This window comes from Desulfosalsimonas propionicica (genome assembly GCF_013761005.1).
Classification (GTDB): Bacteria; Desulfobacterota; Desulfobacteria; order Desulfobacterales; family Desulfosalsimonadaceae; genus Desulfosalsimonas; species Desulfosalsimonas propionicica.
This window is the reverse complement of record NZ_JACDUS010000008.1, coordinates 40,755-57,435: the sequence shown is the minus strand read 5'-3', so window position 1 is coordinate 57,435 and position 16,681 is coordinate 40,755. Positions and strand designations below refer to the sequence as shown.

The 16,681-nt window shown below is 55.7% G+C and carries 12 protein-coding genes and 1 riboswitch; of the genes, 3 read left to right on the top strand and 9 right to left on the bottom strand.

Translation table 11 applies throughout. The annotated features are described in order from the left end of the window. The first annotated feature begins 7 nt into the window (after window positions 1-7). Complete coding sequence (locus HNR65_RS12855) at window positions 8-1,375, top strand: replication-associated recombination protein A (protein ID WP_181551920.1); 1,368 nt, start codon at window positions 8-10, stop codon at window positions 1,373-1,375. A gap of 55 nt (window positions 1,376-1,430) precedes the next feature. Here the strand turns inward: HNR65_RS12855 and HNR65_RS12850 are convergent, their stop codons facing one another. From HNR65_RS12850 to HNR65_RS12830, 5 genes are all read right to left on the bottom strand, one after another. Then, the gene (locus HNR65_RS12850; RefSeq protein ID WP_181551919.1) at window positions 1,431-2,207 is read right to left on the bottom strand and encodes a YkgJ family cysteine cluster protein; all 777 of its coding nucleotides are present in this window, start codon (window positions 2,205-2,207) and stop codon (window positions 1,431-1,433) included. Then, window positions 2,194-2,829 carry a hypothetical protein gene (locus tag HNR65_RS12845; RefSeq protein WP_232364771.1) on the bottom strand — a complete coding sequence of 212 codons (636 nt, stop codon included), beginning with the start codon at window positions 2,827-2,829 and terminating at the stop codon, window positions 2,194-2,196. Before HNR65_RS12845 ends, HNR65_RS12850 begins: the two co-directional genes overlap by 14 nt. A gap of 5 nt (window positions 2,830-2,834) precedes the next feature. Then, window positions 2,835-3,890, bottom strand: a complete 1,056-nt coding sequence (locus HNR65_RS12840; RefSeq protein WP_181551918.1) for a deoxyguanosinetriphosphate triphosphohydrolase — start codon at window positions 3,888-3,890, stop codon at window positions 2,835-2,837. A 143-nt stretch (window positions 3,891-4,033) separates the two neighbouring features. Continuing rightward, window positions 4,034-5,053, bottom strand: coding sequence for a tRNA dihydrouridine synthase (locus HNR65_RS12835; RefSeq protein ID WP_181551917.1), 1,020 nt, complete (start codon window positions 5,051-5,053; stop codon window positions 4,034-4,036). 321 nt (window positions 5,054-5,374) lie between these two features. After that, window positions 5,375-5,785 carry a periplasmic heavy metal sensor gene (locus HNR65_RS12830; protein ID WP_181551916.1) on the bottom strand — a complete coding sequence of 137 codons (411 nt, stop codon included), beginning with the start codon at window positions 5,783-5,785 and terminating at the stop codon, window positions 5,375-5,377. Between the two features lie 511 nt (window positions 5,786-6,296). Here HNR65_RS12830 and HNR65_RS12825 point away from each other — a divergent pair. Next, entirely contained in the window at window positions 6,297-8,093 is a 1,797-nt protein-coding gene (locus HNR65_RS12825; protein ID WP_181551915.1) for an ATP-binding protein, read from the top strand. Window positions 8,094-8,096: 3 nt separating this feature from the next. Further along, window positions 8,097-9,482 carry a sigma-54-dependent transcriptional regulator gene (locus HNR65_RS12820; RefSeq protein ID WP_181551914.1) on the top strand — a complete coding sequence of 462 codons (1,386 nt, stop codon included), beginning with the start codon at window positions 8,097-8,099 and terminating at the stop codon, window positions 9,480-9,482. A 44-nt stretch (window positions 9,483-9,526) separates the two neighbouring features. On the opposite strand, the gene thiC is transcribed toward HNR65_RS12820, so the two are convergent. The 4 genes from thiC to hydF all read right to left on the bottom strand — a co-directional run bounded on the left by thiC (window position 9,527) and on the right by hydF (window position 16,586). After that, on the bottom strand, window positions 9,527-10,873 hold the full coding sequence (gene thiC / locus HNR65_RS12815) for a phosphomethylpyrimidine synthase ThiC (protein WP_181551913.1): 1,347 nt from the start codon (window positions 10,871-10,873) through the stop codon (window positions 9,527-9,529). Window positions 10,874-11,018: 145 nt separating this feature from the next. Next, window positions 11,019-11,203: riboswitch (cobalamin riboswitch) on the bottom strand. 126 nt (window positions 11,204-11,329) lie between these two features. Continuing rightward, window positions 11,330-13,129 (bottom strand): 2Fe-2S iron-sulfur cluster binding domain-containing protein, encoded by a 1,800-nt coding sequence (locus HNR65_RS12810; protein ID WP_181551912.1) that lies wholly within the window; start codon window positions 13,127-13,129, stop codon window positions 11,330-11,332. A 10-nt stretch (window positions 13,130-13,139) separates the two neighbouring features. After that, window positions 13,140-15,122 carry an FAD-dependent oxidoreductase gene (locus HNR65_RS12805; protein WP_181551911.1) on the bottom strand — a complete coding sequence of 661 codons (1,983 nt, stop codon included), beginning with the start codon at window positions 15,120-15,122 and terminating at the stop codon, window positions 13,140-13,142. 216 nt (window positions 15,123-15,338) lie between these two features. Continuing rightward, window positions 15,339-16,586, bottom strand: a complete 1,248-nt coding sequence (hydF, locus tag HNR65_RS12800) for a [FeFe] hydrogenase H-cluster maturation GTPase HydF (RefSeq protein ID WP_181551910.1) — start codon at window positions 16,584-16,586, stop codon at window positions 15,339-15,341. Window positions 16,587-16,681 lie beyond the last annotated feature (95 nt).

Here is a 16,681-nt window from a genome sequence, read left to right as displayed (position 1 = left end):
CCCGCATATGTCCGGTAAGGTGTCTGAATTGGACCTGTTTGATTACCAGTCAGAAAAGTCAAACGCGGCCCACCGCCCCCTGGCCGACCGGATGCGGCCCCTGGATCTCGATGCGTTCATCGGCCAGCAGCATGCCGTGGGACCGGGCTCGCTGATCCGAAACGCCATTGAAAACGACCGGATCTTTTCCATGATCCTGTGGGGCCCGCCGGGCACCGGCAAAACCACCCTGGCCCGGATCATGGCAGCCCGGACCCAATGCCATTTCATCCAGTTTTCCGCCGTGTTAACCGGGGTCAAAGATATCCGGGACGTCATTGACACGGCCCGGAACCAGAAAAAATACCACAACCGCCGCACCCTGCTGTTTGTCGACGAAATCCATCGATTTAACAAATCCCAGCAAGACGCGTTTTTACACCATGTGGAAAGCGGACTGATCACCCTGATCGGGGCCACCACGGAAAACCCCTCCTTTGAGGTCATCTCCGCGCTGCTGTCGCGCTGCCGGGTCATTGCCCTGGAGCGGCTATCGGATGAAGAAATCAAAACCCTTGTCATGCGGGCCCTCTCCGATACCAAGCGCGGGCTTGGCGACATGGGCCTGACAATCACGGATGAGGCTGCAGGCCATATAGCCGCCATTTCGGACGGAGACGGCCGGGCTGCGTTAAATGCGGCCGAGATTGCGGCCATGGACATGGTGGGCGAAAACGGGCAGGAAAACCCTGCGCAGATCCGCCTGGATCACGTGGAAAAGGCTTTGCAAAGAAAATCCCTGTCCTATGACAAGGCCGGGGAAGAACACTATAACCTGATTTCCGCGTTTCACAAAAGCCTGCGGGGAAGTGATCCGGATGCCGGGCTTTACTGGCTGGCCCGGATGATGGCCGCAGGAGAGGACCCCTTCTACATTGCCCGGCGCATGGTGCGGTTTGCCTCAGAAGACATCGGCAACGCAGATCCCCGGGCCCTGGCCGTGAGCATGGATGCCATGGAGGCCTACCGTTTTCTGGGCTCGCCGGAAGGCGATTTGAGCCTGGCCCAGGCTGCCGTGTATCTGGCCACCGCCCCCAAAAGCAACAGCATCTACACCGCATGGGGCGAAGCCAGACAAATGGTGGAAAAAACCGGGTCCCTGCCCGTGCCTCACCATATCCGAAACGCCCCCACAAGGCTGATGAAGGACATGGGCTACGGCCGGGGATACCGCTATGCCCACAACTACAAGGACGCTTTTGCCCCGCAGGACCATCTGCCCGACCAGCTCAAAGACGCCCTGGTATACCATCCCACGGACCGGGGCGATGAAAAGCTGATCAAACAGCGGCTCGACAAATGGCGGGAGATAAAAAAACAGCAAAAAAAAACCTGACAGCCCGCCCGGGCGACTTTGGATGCTGCAGACCGAATATCAGCGCCCGGGCCGGTTATTTTTTCAACCGCAGCCTCGGGGTCTGGATGCCGAATACGGCCAACTGGATCCAGGCCATGCCCAGACGCAAAAGGGCCACGTCATCGGACCTGATCTTTAGCCGCAGGTCCTGCTTGACGTGAAAGCGTTTGAAAAAACTGCTTTCCAGCACAAACCTGCGAAACATATCCACATTGTAGGCCGCCATAAACGCCATTTTGCCCTTTTGCCCGTCCGGGCCCTCCCCTCCCCAGGGATCCTGGGAAAAAAGCCGCATCACCTGGGCCCATTCAATGGTCATTTGGTTGTAAAATGCCGCGTTCTGGTCCGCCTCCCAGGATTTTGGGGTATGCGTGCGGCCTTCCTTGATGCCGCAGCAGAAATCCGGCGGACGAAGATAATGGATCAGCTTTGGCACACCTTCGCTGAAATAAAGGGCCTGCTCCACGGGAAAGGCCCGGCAGGTCTGGGGGCGATCCGCATACACCCGGCATCCGGCATCCGTGAGAAACGGGCAGGTTTTTTCCGCGTTTTCCGCCATGGCCAGCAGCACGTGCGGGAAATGGCTGCCCTCGCGCAGCACCACATGGGTATGGGTGTCAATGAACTCATCAGAGGATATGCCCAGGCTGTTTTTCAGCCGGATCACGTCATAGGGATACAGATACAGGTTGAGGTTTCTGCAGCACTGATTAAAGCACGGCACCCCGGGATGACAGTCAAGAGTAAATGTTTCGTTTTCAGACAACCGGCGGCCGGGAATTTGATCGGGATCTTGCTCAAGATATTGCATGGATGGGCACCTTATCGTGGATCAGCATATCCGCCACGGTTTTTTTTGATTTTTCCGCAATGCCGAGTTTTTGTTTCAGCTCCTGTTCCAGCCCGGACATGCGGATGTAAAAGGGGGTGCGATCAAAGCTTTGATAGGGCAGATGCCCGCACTGGCTGTCAAAGGCGGCGCATCCGTGATAAAAAACCATCCTCTGCCCCCCGGGCGGCTCCAGTTCGTGGGGAATGCCGTGGAGCCGGCAAATCATGGGCCGAAATCCGTAAAGCACGCACCAGCCCTCCCGGTTTAGCGGGCACATCATGCGAAAAGGGGCATCTGCGCCGTTTCTTTGGGCACGCCTGAGCGCGTCTGCATATTGGACGGCACTTTTTTTGATCTCTGCGCGCATGCGCCCGGAAAGCTGCTCAAAACCCTTTCGCAGAAAAATATATTCCAGAAAGGTATGATGATAAAAACGGGTCAGGCAGCAATTATCCGCACATCCGGTGCAGGAAAACCCGTAGCCGGCCGCGGCATGATCATACTGCCGGTCCATTTCCGCATACAATGATTCAAGCTCTTTGACAACAGGCTCAATGCGCGGATCTGCAGCCAGGTCTGCTACCGGACGTTGCGGCTCCATATGCATTACACCAGGGGCGTGGGGATAAAAATTTCATTATACAGCCGCAGCACATACCGGTCGGTCATGCTGGCGATATAATCGCAGATGATTCTTTCCACCTGCGTGGATTCAAAATAGCCCTCCTCCATTTCCAGACCGGTCATTTTTTCCCTAAGCTGATCCGGATGATTGAGGAAATAAGCGTAGAGCTCGGATATGAGTTTTTTGGCCTTGATAAACTCGGCATGCACCGGCGCGGAACGATAAACATTTTCATAGAGAAACTGGCGCAGCTCGCTCATGGCGGAAAACATCTCGTCTGAAAAAGCCAGTTCCAGATGATCGTCCATCACACGGCTGGAAAAGATCAAATCCCGGATCATGGTGGTGGCCCGCTGGGCGTGGGTGCCTCCCAGGGTTTTGACACAGATTTCCGGAATATGGCTTTGTCGAACCACCCCGCTTCGCACGGCATCATCGAGATCATGGTTGAGGTAGGCGATGATATCGGCAAACCGCACAATCCTGCCCTCAACCGTGGCGGCCATCTTGCCGGGGTCGGCCGGGATGATGTCGCCAAACCCCTTGGAGTGCTTGACAATACCGTCTCTGACCTCACGGGTCAGATTCAGGCCCCGGCCGTTTCGCTCCAGCACGTCCACCACCCGCAGGCTCTGTTCGCTGTGATTGAATTCCGCGCTGAAAATTTCCTTTAACGCGGTTTCCCCGGAGTGTCCGAAAGGGGTATGGCCCAGATCATGGCCCAGGGCCACGGCTTCTGCCAGGTCCTCGTTTAAGCGCATGGCCCGGCAGATGGTGCGGGCCACCTCTGCCACTTCAAGGGTATGGGTGAGCCGGGTGCGGTAGTGATCGCCCAGGGGGGACAAAAATACCTGTGTCTTGTGCTTCAGACGCCTGAATGCATTGCAGAACACGATCCGGTCCCGGTCCTGCTGGAACACGGTTCTCACCGGGCACGCCGGCTCTGGCTCCCTGCGCCCGGCAGATGCGGAAGCCTTGACCCCGTAGGGCGAGATAAAGGCGTCCTCCCGTTTTTCAAAATCTTCACGTATGGTCATATTGCCCGGGTCCCAAAGCATCACAAGCGCACCCTGTAGACAACCAATGTTTTATGGTTTTTTGATTCAAAAACAAAAATAGCCATAATTTATTGCACATTCAGAGCCATTTGTAAAGAGTCGATAAAGAAACCAGCCCTGGTTCACTGGAACAGGTTGCGGTTGGGGACACTGCCCCGTGCGGCATCAGATGCAAAAAAAGCGTCGATTTCCCTGCGGGCCGCATCCATATCTTTGGCCCGGCGCACCTTTGAGGAAAACTGGTGGCCGTAGACAAAATTGGCGGCAAAATAAACAATCCATTTCCGAAAGCGCCGAAGGGCGTTGACCGACTCATAATAGTGCGCCAGCAGATCCAGCATCCGGTGGGCGCATTTGGGATAAGTCTCTTCGTCAGGCACAAAGCCCCCGGTCCATTGTGCAAAAATCCAGGGCCGCGCCAGGGCCATGCGGCCCAGCGCCACCCCGTGGCAGCCGGTTTTATCAAGCATGGCCCGGCAGTCTTTTTCCGAAAACACCTCTCCGTTGCCAAATACCGGGATGTCCACCGCCTCTTTGACCGCCCGGATATAATCCCATTTCGGCGGTCTGGCGCGCAGATCCGGGGCCACCCGGGGATGAAAAGTCAGCGCGTCTGCGCCTGCATCGGCCAGACGACGGGCCATGTTCACAGCAAGGTCCGGATCATCCTGCCAGCCCGTACGGAATTTTACCGTAACCGGGATATCGACCGCCCCGCGCAGAGCAGCCACAATATCAGCTGCCCTGTCCGGCTGCCGCAGCAGGGCCGCGCCCGCGCCCTGCTTGCAAATGGCGGCCACGCAGCACCCCATGTTGACATCCACCCCGAAAAACCCCTCGGATTCGATCCGCCGGGCCGCCCGGACCATTGTATCCGGGTCTGACCCGAAAATCTGGCAGACCAGGTTTGGCAGTTCAGATGGCCGCCACTGAAATACGGGTGATACCCTGGGATTTTCCTGGGGAAGTGCTTTTGCACTGCACATCTCGGTAAACATGAGTCCGTATCCGCCATACCCGGCCGCCAGGTGCCGGAAGGCCACGTGGGTCAGACCGGCCATGGGCGCCATTAGCAGGCGCGAATCCGCCTGCCGGCCGCCGATGTCGATGGATCGGTTCAGATCTGCTGTCAATTGTGTCATTGGTTTCCTGTTTTCAAGATTGACGGCTTCGTAAAAGTCCAATATCTGCGTTACGCGCGATCCCTCAGAATTTCACGTACGTTAGGTACGCTGCATTCTTCGGAATCGCGCAAGCCTTGATCTTGAACTTTTACAAAGCCGTCAGATCGTGACTTTTTACGAGTGCATCATGATTAGTCCCGGTTTTTTGAAGCAGTATACCACGACCGAGCTGAAAACATAAGGGGACAATAAATGATAGAATGGCGGGATGGAAAGCAGATAAAAAAATGCCCGGAGCTCAACCGACAGGCTTGGCCCCGGGCAGTGGTTGCAGTCGGCCTACCAGCACCGGCCTCCTCTGTGGTAACCCCGTCCGCCGTAGCCGCGGGTTCCAACAGGTGCATTAATGCCGCGGTCCCGGGCCTTTGCCCGAATCTGCTCCCGAATGCTGTTCATTTCCTGCTGTAGCCGCGCGGCCTGCTTCGGGTCGGGATTGCCATTGGCCATCAGCGCATGATACTCACCGCGCTTGCCTGCCAATTCATTTCGAAGATCCGCGGTTTCATCAAGAAAAGCCTGATGCTGCGGTCCGAAGTTTTCGCCGTAATAACAGGTCCCGGCATGGGCTCCGGGTCCGTAGCCCTGATTGTAACCGCCCCCGGGGCCGCCCCGGGGCCCGGCAAATGCCACGCCCGCGATCAGACCGGCCACTGCCAGCACTGTAAGTATGGTAACTGTCTTTTTCATCATTTTTCCTTCCTCCTTTGGGTTATTGATTTTACAGTTTTTTCACAAATGATCTGTTTGACAACTTAAAAGCAACAGGTGTGCCAGCCTTTGAATAAAATTATAACACATTGATTTTTTATAGAAAAAACAATAAGCGCCAACTCAAAAAACATATGGTCATGGATTTTTCACAAGTTTTTGTATATATTTTATACAAGCCTGTAAAAAATATACTCACCAGGGGGCAAACAGGCTTCTTGCAAAGATTTAACTAACCGGTATTTTAAAATATTTTTGTATGTGCGGCACAGGGCATTAAATTTGCATGGATCAATATGATTGCCCTGTAAAAAGCTTTTTATGCTGCTTGGCATTTTTACAGGAAGAAAGCCCTGCGGCCGGGGTCGGTTTTTCCGCCCCATGTTTTTACAACCAATAAATAATAAAAGACAAAATCTTGATTTTACTTAACACTTAATCACTTAAAACTTAACTCTACCTGTAAAAAAGACTTTTTACAGGCCCATAAACTATGATCAACAAAAAGCACATAAGCATATACTCGTTTCCCTGGATGATTATCAGCGCCGCAGCCATCCTGCTGGTCATCGTTGTGTCTCTGGCCGTGAGCAACCACAACCGCGAAAAACAATACATGTCCCAAATTCTGCTGGAAAAAGGCGCTGCGCTGATCAAATCCTTTGAAGCCGGCACCAGAACCGGCATGCGGGCCATGGGCTGGAATGAAAACCAGGTTCAGTACCTGCTCCAGGAACTAGCGGATCAGGCCGATGTCCTCTACATCGCCATTACCGACATAAACGGCCGGATCCTTGCCCACAGTGATCCCGAACAAATCAATGCCCGGTTTTTCGTGAAATCCGGCGATCAGGAGGCCCTGAACCCGGGAGAATCGGCCAAATGGCAACTGACTAAAACACAAAGCGGAAAACCGGCATTTGAGGTTTACAGCTTTTTCAACCCTTTTTCCGGCCGGAACGCAAACCGCCGGCAAATGGGACACCTGCGCCAGTTCGCACCCCGGCCCGGCCGGGCTCAACAAGGCCGGTCCTGGCGCATCCCGGATAATTCTGAAGAAAACAAACAGATCATATTTATCGGATTTGACCGCACCCCGTTTATCGAGGCCCGGCAGCAGGACATTAAGATTACCGCCATTATTTCCTTGGTGCTCTTCATCCTGGGCTTTACAGGCATGGCCATCATGCTCATTGCGCGCAACTACAGAACTACCCGGCAGCGGCTACAGGATACCAGCGCCATGGCCGATCAGGTGGTCGCAAGCCTTCCGGTGGGCCTTATGGTAACCGACGCCGAAGGCAGAATCGTTTTGCATAACCCGGCGGCCGAATCCATTACCGGCCTGGATGCCAAATCCGTGCGCGGACAATTTGCAGACGAGATGCTGCCGGACAACCTGGCGCAGCTGATTTGCCGGCAGCAGGCAGACAAACAAATCATGGAGCATGAACTTGAATGTATATTTTTGCCGGGGCAAAAGCGGGTTCCGCTGAGTGTGAGCTCTACTGGCATCATCAACGAAGACGGGGCCTTTATCGGCAGCATGGTGATTTTACGGGATCTCACAGAAATCAAGGATCTGCAGCAGACTGTCCAGCGCAAGGAAAAACTGGCCGCAGTCGGGGAACTCGCCGCGGGCATCGCCCATGAAATCAGAAATCCGCTGAGTTCGGTCAAGGGCATGGCCACTTATTTCAAAGCCAGGTACGCACAGGACCCGGAAGCACGGGATGCCGCAGCCGTCATGGTCCAGGAAACCGACAGACTGAACCGGGTGATTTCAGAGCTGCTGGAATTTGCCCGCCCTTCGGAAATCAACGCCCGGCCCGCAGATATCAACCCGGTTCTGGACCACTCCCTTCACCTGGTTCGCCAGGAGGCTGCAGAGAAAAACATTGATATCCGGATTTCCAAAGGCCAGAACCTGCCCCATGCAGATATTGATTCAGACCGGTTTATCCAGTGCCTTCTCAACCTGTATTTAAACGCGATTCAATCCATGGAAAGCAGCGGCATCCTTAAGGTGACAAGCAGCCCCGGCACAGATGAAAACATTGTCATCCAGGTCCAAGACAACGGCCCGGGCATTGACCGGGCTGATCTGGCAAAGATATTTGATCCGTATTTCACCACCAAGGCCTCGGGCACCGGACTCGGGCTGGCCATTGTTCATAAAATAGTGGAAAGTCACAACGGGCGCATCACTGTTAAAAGCTCTCCTGAGGAAGGCACGGTTTTTACCATCACCCTGCCGGCTTCAGCCAATGCGGCAACAAAAGAGGCATGACAAATGGAAAACAAAAATCTTTCGGAAATTCTGGTGGTTGATGATGACCCGGGCCATCGCACCACCTTAAGGACCTTATTGAAAACCTGGGGCTACAACATCAGCGAAGCAGATGGCGGCCGGGCCGCGGTGGACCGGGTCAGGCAGCGCCCATTTGAGCTGATTCTGATGGATGTCCGCATGGCGAAGATGGGCGGCATTGATGCCCTAAAGGAGATCAAGGCCTACAATCCCGCCATCCCCATTGTCATCATGACGGCCTATTCATCGGTTCAATCCGCGGTGGAGGCCATGAAGGCCGGGGCTTATGATTACCTGACCAAGCCCCTGGACTTTGACGAACTGCAGTTAACCATTCAAAGGGCCCTTGAACACACGCGGCTCAAGCACGAAAACCAGGACCTGAAGGCGCGGCTTAAAAACCTTGCAGAAAGCCGGCAGATTGTTTCCGTCAGCACGCAGATGAAATCCCTGCTGGATATGGTGGTCACCATCGCGCCCTCTGAGGCCACGGTTTTGATCACCGGGGCAAGCGGCACCGGCAAGGAACTCATTGCCCGGGCGGTTCACGCCAACAGCAGCCGCAGCAGCGGGCCCATGGTTTCGGTCAACTGCGCGGCCCTGACAGAGTCGCTTCTGGAATCCGAGCTTTTCGGTCACGAAAAAGGCGCATTCACCGGGGCTGACAAGCGCAGAGAGGGACGGTTTGTCCGGGCGCACCAGGGCAGCCTGTTTCTCGACGAGGTCGGAGAAATGTCAATGGCCATGCAGGCCAAGCTGCTGCGGGTGCTCCAGGAGGGTGAAATCCAGCGCGTGGGCGGAGAAAACCCGGTTGCCGTGGACGTCCGGATTCTTGCGGCCACAAACAAGGACCTGGGGCAGATGGTGGCAGACGGCCAATTCCGGGAGGATCTGTTTTACCGGTTAAACGTGGTCAACCTCCACATTCCGCCCCTGGCCCAACGCACTGACGACATCGCCGCACTGGCACAGCATTTCATAAACCAGTATGCAGGGCGGAACCGCAAGCCCATCAAGGGCTTTACGCCCAGGGCCATGGATGATCTGCTCAAATACCCGTGGCCCGGAAACGTACGGGAACTGGAAAACGCGGTGGAACGCGCGGTCATCCTGTCGCCCGGCGAATACATCACGGAAAAAGACCTGCCCTTAAACATTTCGCAAAACAACGGCCGGGCGCAACCGCAAGCTGCCACGCAAGCCGGGGCTGCCGGGGCTGATGAAGGCGGCTCCCTTGACAAAATGGAACAATCCGCCATTGTCAGCGCCCTGGAACGGGCCGGGGGCAACAAAAGCGAGGCGGCCCGGCTGCTGGGCATCACCCGGAGAACCCTTTACAACAAGCTGGAAAAATACGGCCTCGGGTAAAGCCGGCAGCCGGGCCCTTTGCTTTGAGCCGGCGCCCGGCCCTGTTATGCGCCGCCGCCCTGTGCGGCGGTACTGCGCCCCGGCGCCTGCTTGTCTCCGCCAATGTCTTGTGCAAACAAGGCCATGCCCTTTTTCATGGCGCAAAAATCACCGCACATAGTGCAGGTCTCTGCCTTTTCCGGGGCCCGGGAGTCCCTGATCCGCCTTGCCTCCTCCGGAAACATCAAAAGACTTTCCAGGTCCTGCCACTGCATGTCGCGCCTGGCCAAAGCCGCCATTTTCTCGGTCTCCCGCCGCTCCGGATATTTGGAGATATCGCCGATGCGGGCGGCCAGGCGCGTGGCACGCACCCCCTGGCGGACATCTTCGGCATTGGGCAGGGCCAGGTGCTCGGCCGGGGTGATGTAGCAGATCAGATCCGCCCCGTAGCGTGCAGAACTGGCCGCACCGACGGCGGCGGTGATGTGGTCTAAGCCCGCACCGGTATCGGCCGGAATCGGGCCGAGCACGTAATACGGGGCATTGCCTGACATTCGCTTTTCAAGCATGATGTTGCCCTGGATTTCATCCATGGGCACATGACCCGGCCCTTCCACCATCATCTGGCAGCCCGCGTCGCGGCCAATTTCGGCAAGCTCGCAGTTGATAACCATCTCGGCCACCTGGGCCCGGTCGTGGCTGTCATGGATGGCCCCGGCCCGGATGCCATTTCCAAGGGAGAGCACGGCGTCATATTTTTTCATGATCCCGCATACCCGGTCAAACTGCTCGTATAAGGGATTTTCCCTGCCGGTTTTCTCCATCCAGGCCACCATAAACGTGCCCCCCTTGGAGGCCAGGCCGCCGTAACGGAATTTCTGCCGGCGCAGCCGCTCGATGGTGTAACGGTTGACCCCGCAGTGGATGGCCATGAAACTCAGGCCGTCTGCAAGCTGTTTTTCAATAAGATCAAACAGATACTCGGGATCCATACGGGTGGGATCACCGGTTTTCCGGATGGTGTCGTGAAACGCCTGATACAGGGGCACGTTTCCCACCGGCAGGCTCGTGCTGTGGATGACCGCCCGGCGCACGGCGTCAAGATCGCCTGCGGCAGACAGTTCCATGAGGGTGTCTGCGCCTTCTGCTTCGGCCACCCGGGTTTTTTCCACCTCCAGGGCGATATCGCAGATATCCGAGGATGTGCCGATGGAAGCATTGACCTTGGTGCGAAGGCCGGTGCCGATACCCACCACCTTCTGGCCGGACCGGCCGGGGTTGTTGGGAATCACGATCCGGCCGGCTGCCACCTGACGAACAATCTGCTCCACGGCCATGTTTTCGTCTTCGGCCACCCGCTGCATCAGCGGAGTGACCCGGTTTTGCCGGGCGAGTTCAAGCTGGGTTTCCATGTTTGCCTCCTTTTTAATCCATTTTGATGAGTTCGGAGAAAGTCGGTTCTGCCGATTTTCCGATTCAAACAAAAACCCCGGCCAAATAAAAAAAGGGCTCCGACCGGAGATTTTCCTCCCGTCGAAACCCTTTGCCATCGGATTCCGATATCGCCTGTTGCAGGCACGTCTTCTGGCTTGCCGGATTTCACCCGCCCTCTGCCTTCCCGCAGGGGATTTAAGCCTGCAGTGGCCGCATCATTGATGCGAAAAGACGGTATTTCCGGTTACAGCGCCGGGTGCGCCGCGGATTTGCACCGCGTTCCGTTTGCCTGAACCGCAACATTTGCTGCTTCTGATTTTTGAAACACCTTTATCCCTTTTTGCCGCCGGTGTCAAGCCGGGTAAAAAGAGACAGAATAAGGATGTGTAAAAAACCTCCCCGGCTATCAAAAGCCAGAGAGGTTTTATTTCAAACTATTCCCGCTCTTCGATTTCCTCCCAGATCTTTTTCATGGTGTGTTGAACTATGCGTTTCCGGTCGCGGTAACTGGTGTGGAGCAGGTCATGTGACTTGTGGGAATACGGTTTGCCCAAAAAATCGTCATATAGTTTAATGATAAGCGGGTTGTTGTGGGACTGACGTACTGGTGCTTCACGATCTATATTATAGAGTGCTGCCTGGCGTGCCTGCCAGGAACTCTGGTATGCGTGTTTGCTCCGGGGTTGTCCCCCGCCGCCCATACAGCCGCCCGGACAGGCCATGACCTCCACGAAATGGTAGTCTGCCTCTCCGTTTTGAACAGCCTCCACCACCTGCCTGGCCCCCTTGAGGCTGTGGGCCACGGCAACCCGCACCGTAGGATTGCCTTCGCCCATATCAATGGTGGCCTCGCGAACGTGTTCAAGTCCCCGGACCGCCTCCATCTCGATGGGTCCCAGCTCAAGGCCGGTTATCTTCTTGTGGACCGTTCGCAGGGCAGCCTCCATTACACCGCCGGTTGTGCCGAAAATGGCCGCGGCCCCGGTGTATTCACCCATGTAGATGTTGTCAAAGGCCGAGGGTTCAAGCTCCGGAAGCTTTGTCCCTTCCCGTTTCAGCAGCCGGGCGAACTCTCGAGTGGTGAGCACCACGTCCACATCGGGAATGCCGTCCTGTATGAACTCCGGCCGTTGTGCCTCTTCCTTTTTTGCCGTACAGGGCATGATGGAGATCACCCGCATCCGCTTTTGGTCCACGTTCATTTTTTCCGCCAGATAGGTCTTGGCGATAACCCCGAAGCACTGCTGAGGAGATCGGGTGGTGGAGATGTGAGGACGCAGCTCCGGGTAATTTTTCTCGGCGTAATTGACCCACCCCGGACAGCAGGAGGTGAACATGGGCAGACAGCCGTTTTCCCTGAGCCTGCTGAGCAGTTCGGTCCCTTCCTCCATGATCACCAGATCGGCCGTAAAATTGGTGTCCAACACCACGTCCGCCCCAAGGTTTTTAAGGCCTGTGATGATCTGCCCTTCCACGTTGGCTCCCGGGGGCATATGGAACTCCTCGCCCAGGGCCACCCTGAGGGCCGGAGCGAACTGGAATACCGTCACCACCTCGGGGTCATAGAGGTAATCGATGACTTTTTCGGTGTCATCTTTTTCCGCAAGGGCCCCTACCGGACAGACCAGGATGCATTGCCCGCAACTGACGCAATCCGAGTCGCCCAGGGGCAGCTGATCTCTGACACTTATCTCCGTGGCCAGTCCCTTTTCCTTAATAACAAGCACGTCCGCCCCCTGAATTTCCCTGCAGACAGTGACACACCGGAAGCAGCGGATGCATTTGGACATGTCCCGTTCTATGGCGGTGGAGGAGCTGTCCTGTGTTCGCTCAAGGTAGAAGTGCGGGTAGTGGTACCGGGTCTTCTGGAGCCCCACGAACTGTGCCACATCCTGGAGTTCGCAGTTTCCGTGGCGGATGCAGGTGGCGCAGTCCTGGTTATGGTCGGCCAAAAGCATTTCCACCTGAAGCCGCTGTTTGGCCCTGACCGCCGAAGTCCGGGTGAGCACCGACATTCCTTCTTCCATGGGTGTGGTACAGGATGTAACAATCTGGTGGTGAGAATCGTTTTTCCTCTTGATGTCGACCAGGCAGACCCGGCAGGCGCCCGGAACGTGTCGGATGTCGGCCATCTCGCAGAGGGTGGGGATAAAGTGGCCGGTCTTTTTGGCCACATTCAGCACGGTATCGTCGGCATTGAATTCCACCTTTTTGCCGTTGATATATCCAATCATGAAAAACTCCTTATTGTTCGGTAATGACGGAATAGACCCGGTAGCAGCGCATGCACCGGCTTGCCTCGTGATAGGCCTCGTCAACGGAGATGGGTTCTTCCACCTCCTCGAAGATCCTTTTGCGGATTTCGGGGTCCAGTTCCCTGACCTTGACCCGGTATTCGTGCTTGATGGGTATGGAGACGCCTTTTTTGATCATGGGCTGTATGGCATGCACCAGCCGGGACATCCGCAGATCCGGATTGAAACGGATCCGACCGTGGGTAAGATAATTGTCGATACCTTCGGCACCCCGTTCGCCCTGGGCCATAGCCTGGATAAGGGTGGCCGGTCCGGTGACGCAGTCGCCGCCGGCAAAGACTCCTTTGCGGGTGGTCATGAGGGCATCTTCTTTCACATCGATCATGCCCCATTTGTTGAAATCAACATCATCTTCAGGCAAAAGGAACCCATGCTCGACCTGCTGGCCGATGGCCGGCACAACTGCATCGGTTTCAAGGGTGAATTCCGATCCCTGCATTGGGGTCACCGATCGCCGTCCGCTCTTGTCGGGTTCTCCCAGTTCCATTTTGATCAGCTCCAGGCCCTTTACCCGGCCGTTTTCCGAGATGATCCTGGTGGGATGGGTAAGAAAATGAAAAATAACACCTTCTTTTTCCGCGCCCTCCACTTCCTCCTGGTCTGCGGGCATTTCGTTGCGGCTCCGGCGATACACCAGGTGAACCTCCCTGACCCCCATTCGCAGGGCCGACCGAACACAGTCCATGGCCACGTTGCCGCCGCCCACAACCACCATTTTCTCCCCGAGTTCCATGGGGATGCCCCTGTCAATGTAGTCATGGTTGATTTTAAGGAGGAGGTCGACGCCAAAGGCGTATCCTTTCAGCTTGGGGTCTTCTCCGATGGCTCCCATGGCCTTGCCCTTGTGGGTGCCCACCCCTAAAAAAATCGCCTGATAGCCGTCTGCGTAAAGGCTTTTCAGCGTAAAATCCCGGCCCATTTTCCGGCCGTAGAAAATCTTTCCGCCAAGGGTCTCGATGATACCGGTTTCCTTGCGCAGAACTTCCTTGGGCAATCGGTATTCGGGGATTCCCGTAGCCGCCATCCCTCCCGGCACGGCCCTGGCCTCGAAGACGTCCACCGGATATCCCTTGAGCAAGAGGTGATATGCCGCTGAAATGCCTGCAGGTCCGGCGCCGATGACAGCCACTTTCAGGTCGTCGGGTTTCTTTTCAGGGACCGAGTAGGCGGAGAACCAGTCGTTTGTGGTGTATTTTTCGTGATCAGCAACAAAGCGCTTAAGTACCTTGATGCCAACGGCCTCATCCACCTGGGTCCGGCGGCAGGCCATTTCACAGAAGCGGACGCAGACCCTGCCGCAGGTGGCCGCCATGGGGTATTTCTGGAGGATGACGCCCAGGGAGTGGGTGAACTTTCCGTCCTTGATATAGTCTATGTATCGCGGAACATCCACCCGGGAAGGGCATGCCTCAATGCAGGGGGCCGAAAGATAAGTGGCCCCCGGCTGCCTGGCTGCGCCGTTGCGGTTCTCCATCTGGTGGAGGAGTTCCTCCCTGAAATATCGAATCATTTCCAGAAGGGCTACAGTGGCTGTCTGGCCCAGACCGCACATGGAAGTCGATTGGATGTGCTCGGCTATTGTCTCGATCTCATCGAGTGCCGGTGCAGCGACCTGGCCTGCGGCCATGGCCTCCAGTTTCGATTTAATGATCTGGGTGCCCACCCGGCAGGGTGTGCACTTGCCGCAGGATTCCCTGGCCACCCGTTCCATGTGCTGGAGCGCTGCATCCAGCAGGTCCACATCCTTTTCAAAGATGAAAAACCCGTGGCCGCCGAAAAACGCCTTGATTGGATTGCCCGGATTGAACTCGTCAAAATCCCGGAAAGCAGGATCTTCTTCAATTTCGTATATCTTCCGGTTTCGGTTGTCTATGACGTTGCCGTCCCAGGCCCCGAAAATGACCTTTGCCATGTGTGCCTCCGTGTTAATTTGGTTAGATAGTGCCTGAACGAAAACTGTCTTTTCCGCCAATCTCTGCGTCCGGCCCAAATTTGAATCCTCAAAATACGCCGAGTATTCCTGCGGTTAAAATTTCCGCCGTCCTTGACCTTGATGAAAAATCCTGGTTTTCATTCGGGCAATAGATAATAAAGTTCATACAGTATTTATTTTAAAATTGACCCGGATTCAGGAATTGCGGTTTTTCTGATTCGCCCGGTCGAGATAGATCTGGCGGGCCGCCGGAAACGGGCTGAGCGCGCGGTCAAAAATCCCGAGCGTATAGGCGATGGTCAGGCCGTAATTGGCCATGGGAACGCCGGATTTCCGTGCAAAAAGCTGCCTGGAAAGCATCTCCCGGCGGTTCCACATGCAGGCCCCGCAGTGAATGACAAGCTGATACGGCCTGAGATCACCGGGAAAATCGTGCCCCCGAACAAAGGAAAATTCTAGTTTCCCGCCGACATATTCAGTCAGCCAGTTCGGAATCTTTACCCGTCCGATGTCTTCGTCAACCGGGTGGTGTGTGCATGCCTCGGCAATAAGAACATGATCGCCGGGCCTGAGGGTTTCGATTGCCATTGCCCCTTCCACAAATGCCTCAAGATCCCCCTTGGCGCGGGCAAAGAGGATGGAAAAACTGGTCATGACAATAAAATCCGGCGTGTCTGCCGCGACTTTGAGAAATGCCTGGGAATCGGTCACCACCAGAACAGGCGGGGTTTTCAAAAGATCCAGGGCGGTTGACAGCTCACTTTCTTTGACAATCATGGAAAGCGCATTTCCGTCAAGAAGATCCCTGATCGACTGGACCTGGGGAAGGATCAGGCGTCCCTTTGGCGCTTCAATGTCAATGGGAGTGACCAGGATCGCAAGATTGCCGGGCGGGACAAGATCAGCCACTATGGGCGGAGCCTGTAGAAAACTGTCAGGGGTCACCTGGATCAGGGCCTGCCGGAGATCGATCATCCCTTCGCCCCGGGTCGCCACTGCATGGACCAGGGCAATCCCCTGATCGAAAAGCTGTCGGCAGCACTGCTCTCCGGCTGATGACAGGTCGGATTTATTAAAGACCAGGATTACCGGGATCTCCCGATGCTGAAGTTCCTTCAGGATCTGATCCTCAAAGCTGGTCCATTCTCCGGCCGGGACAACGAGTATTGCCACATCCGTGCGATCCAGTATCGCCCTTGTCCGGCTGACGCGTTTCCGGCCAAGGGCTCCGGAATCATCAATGCCCGCAGTATCGATAAAAAGAACCGGACCAATGGGAAGAAATTCCATGGGTTTTTCAACCGGGTCAGTCGTTGTTCCGGCAATATCGCTCACAATGCTGACCTGCTGACTGGTCAGGGCGTTGAGAATGGAACTTTTGCCGACATTGCGCCGGCCGTAAAGGCCGATATGCAGACGAAAACCTTTGGGCGTTTTGGCCATGAAGGTCATCCTTTTCAGTTTATTGCTATATAAGCAAAGCCCGCGTTCATGGAGCAGGATGCAAACGGGCTTGGGCATACCATGATGATCCGGGT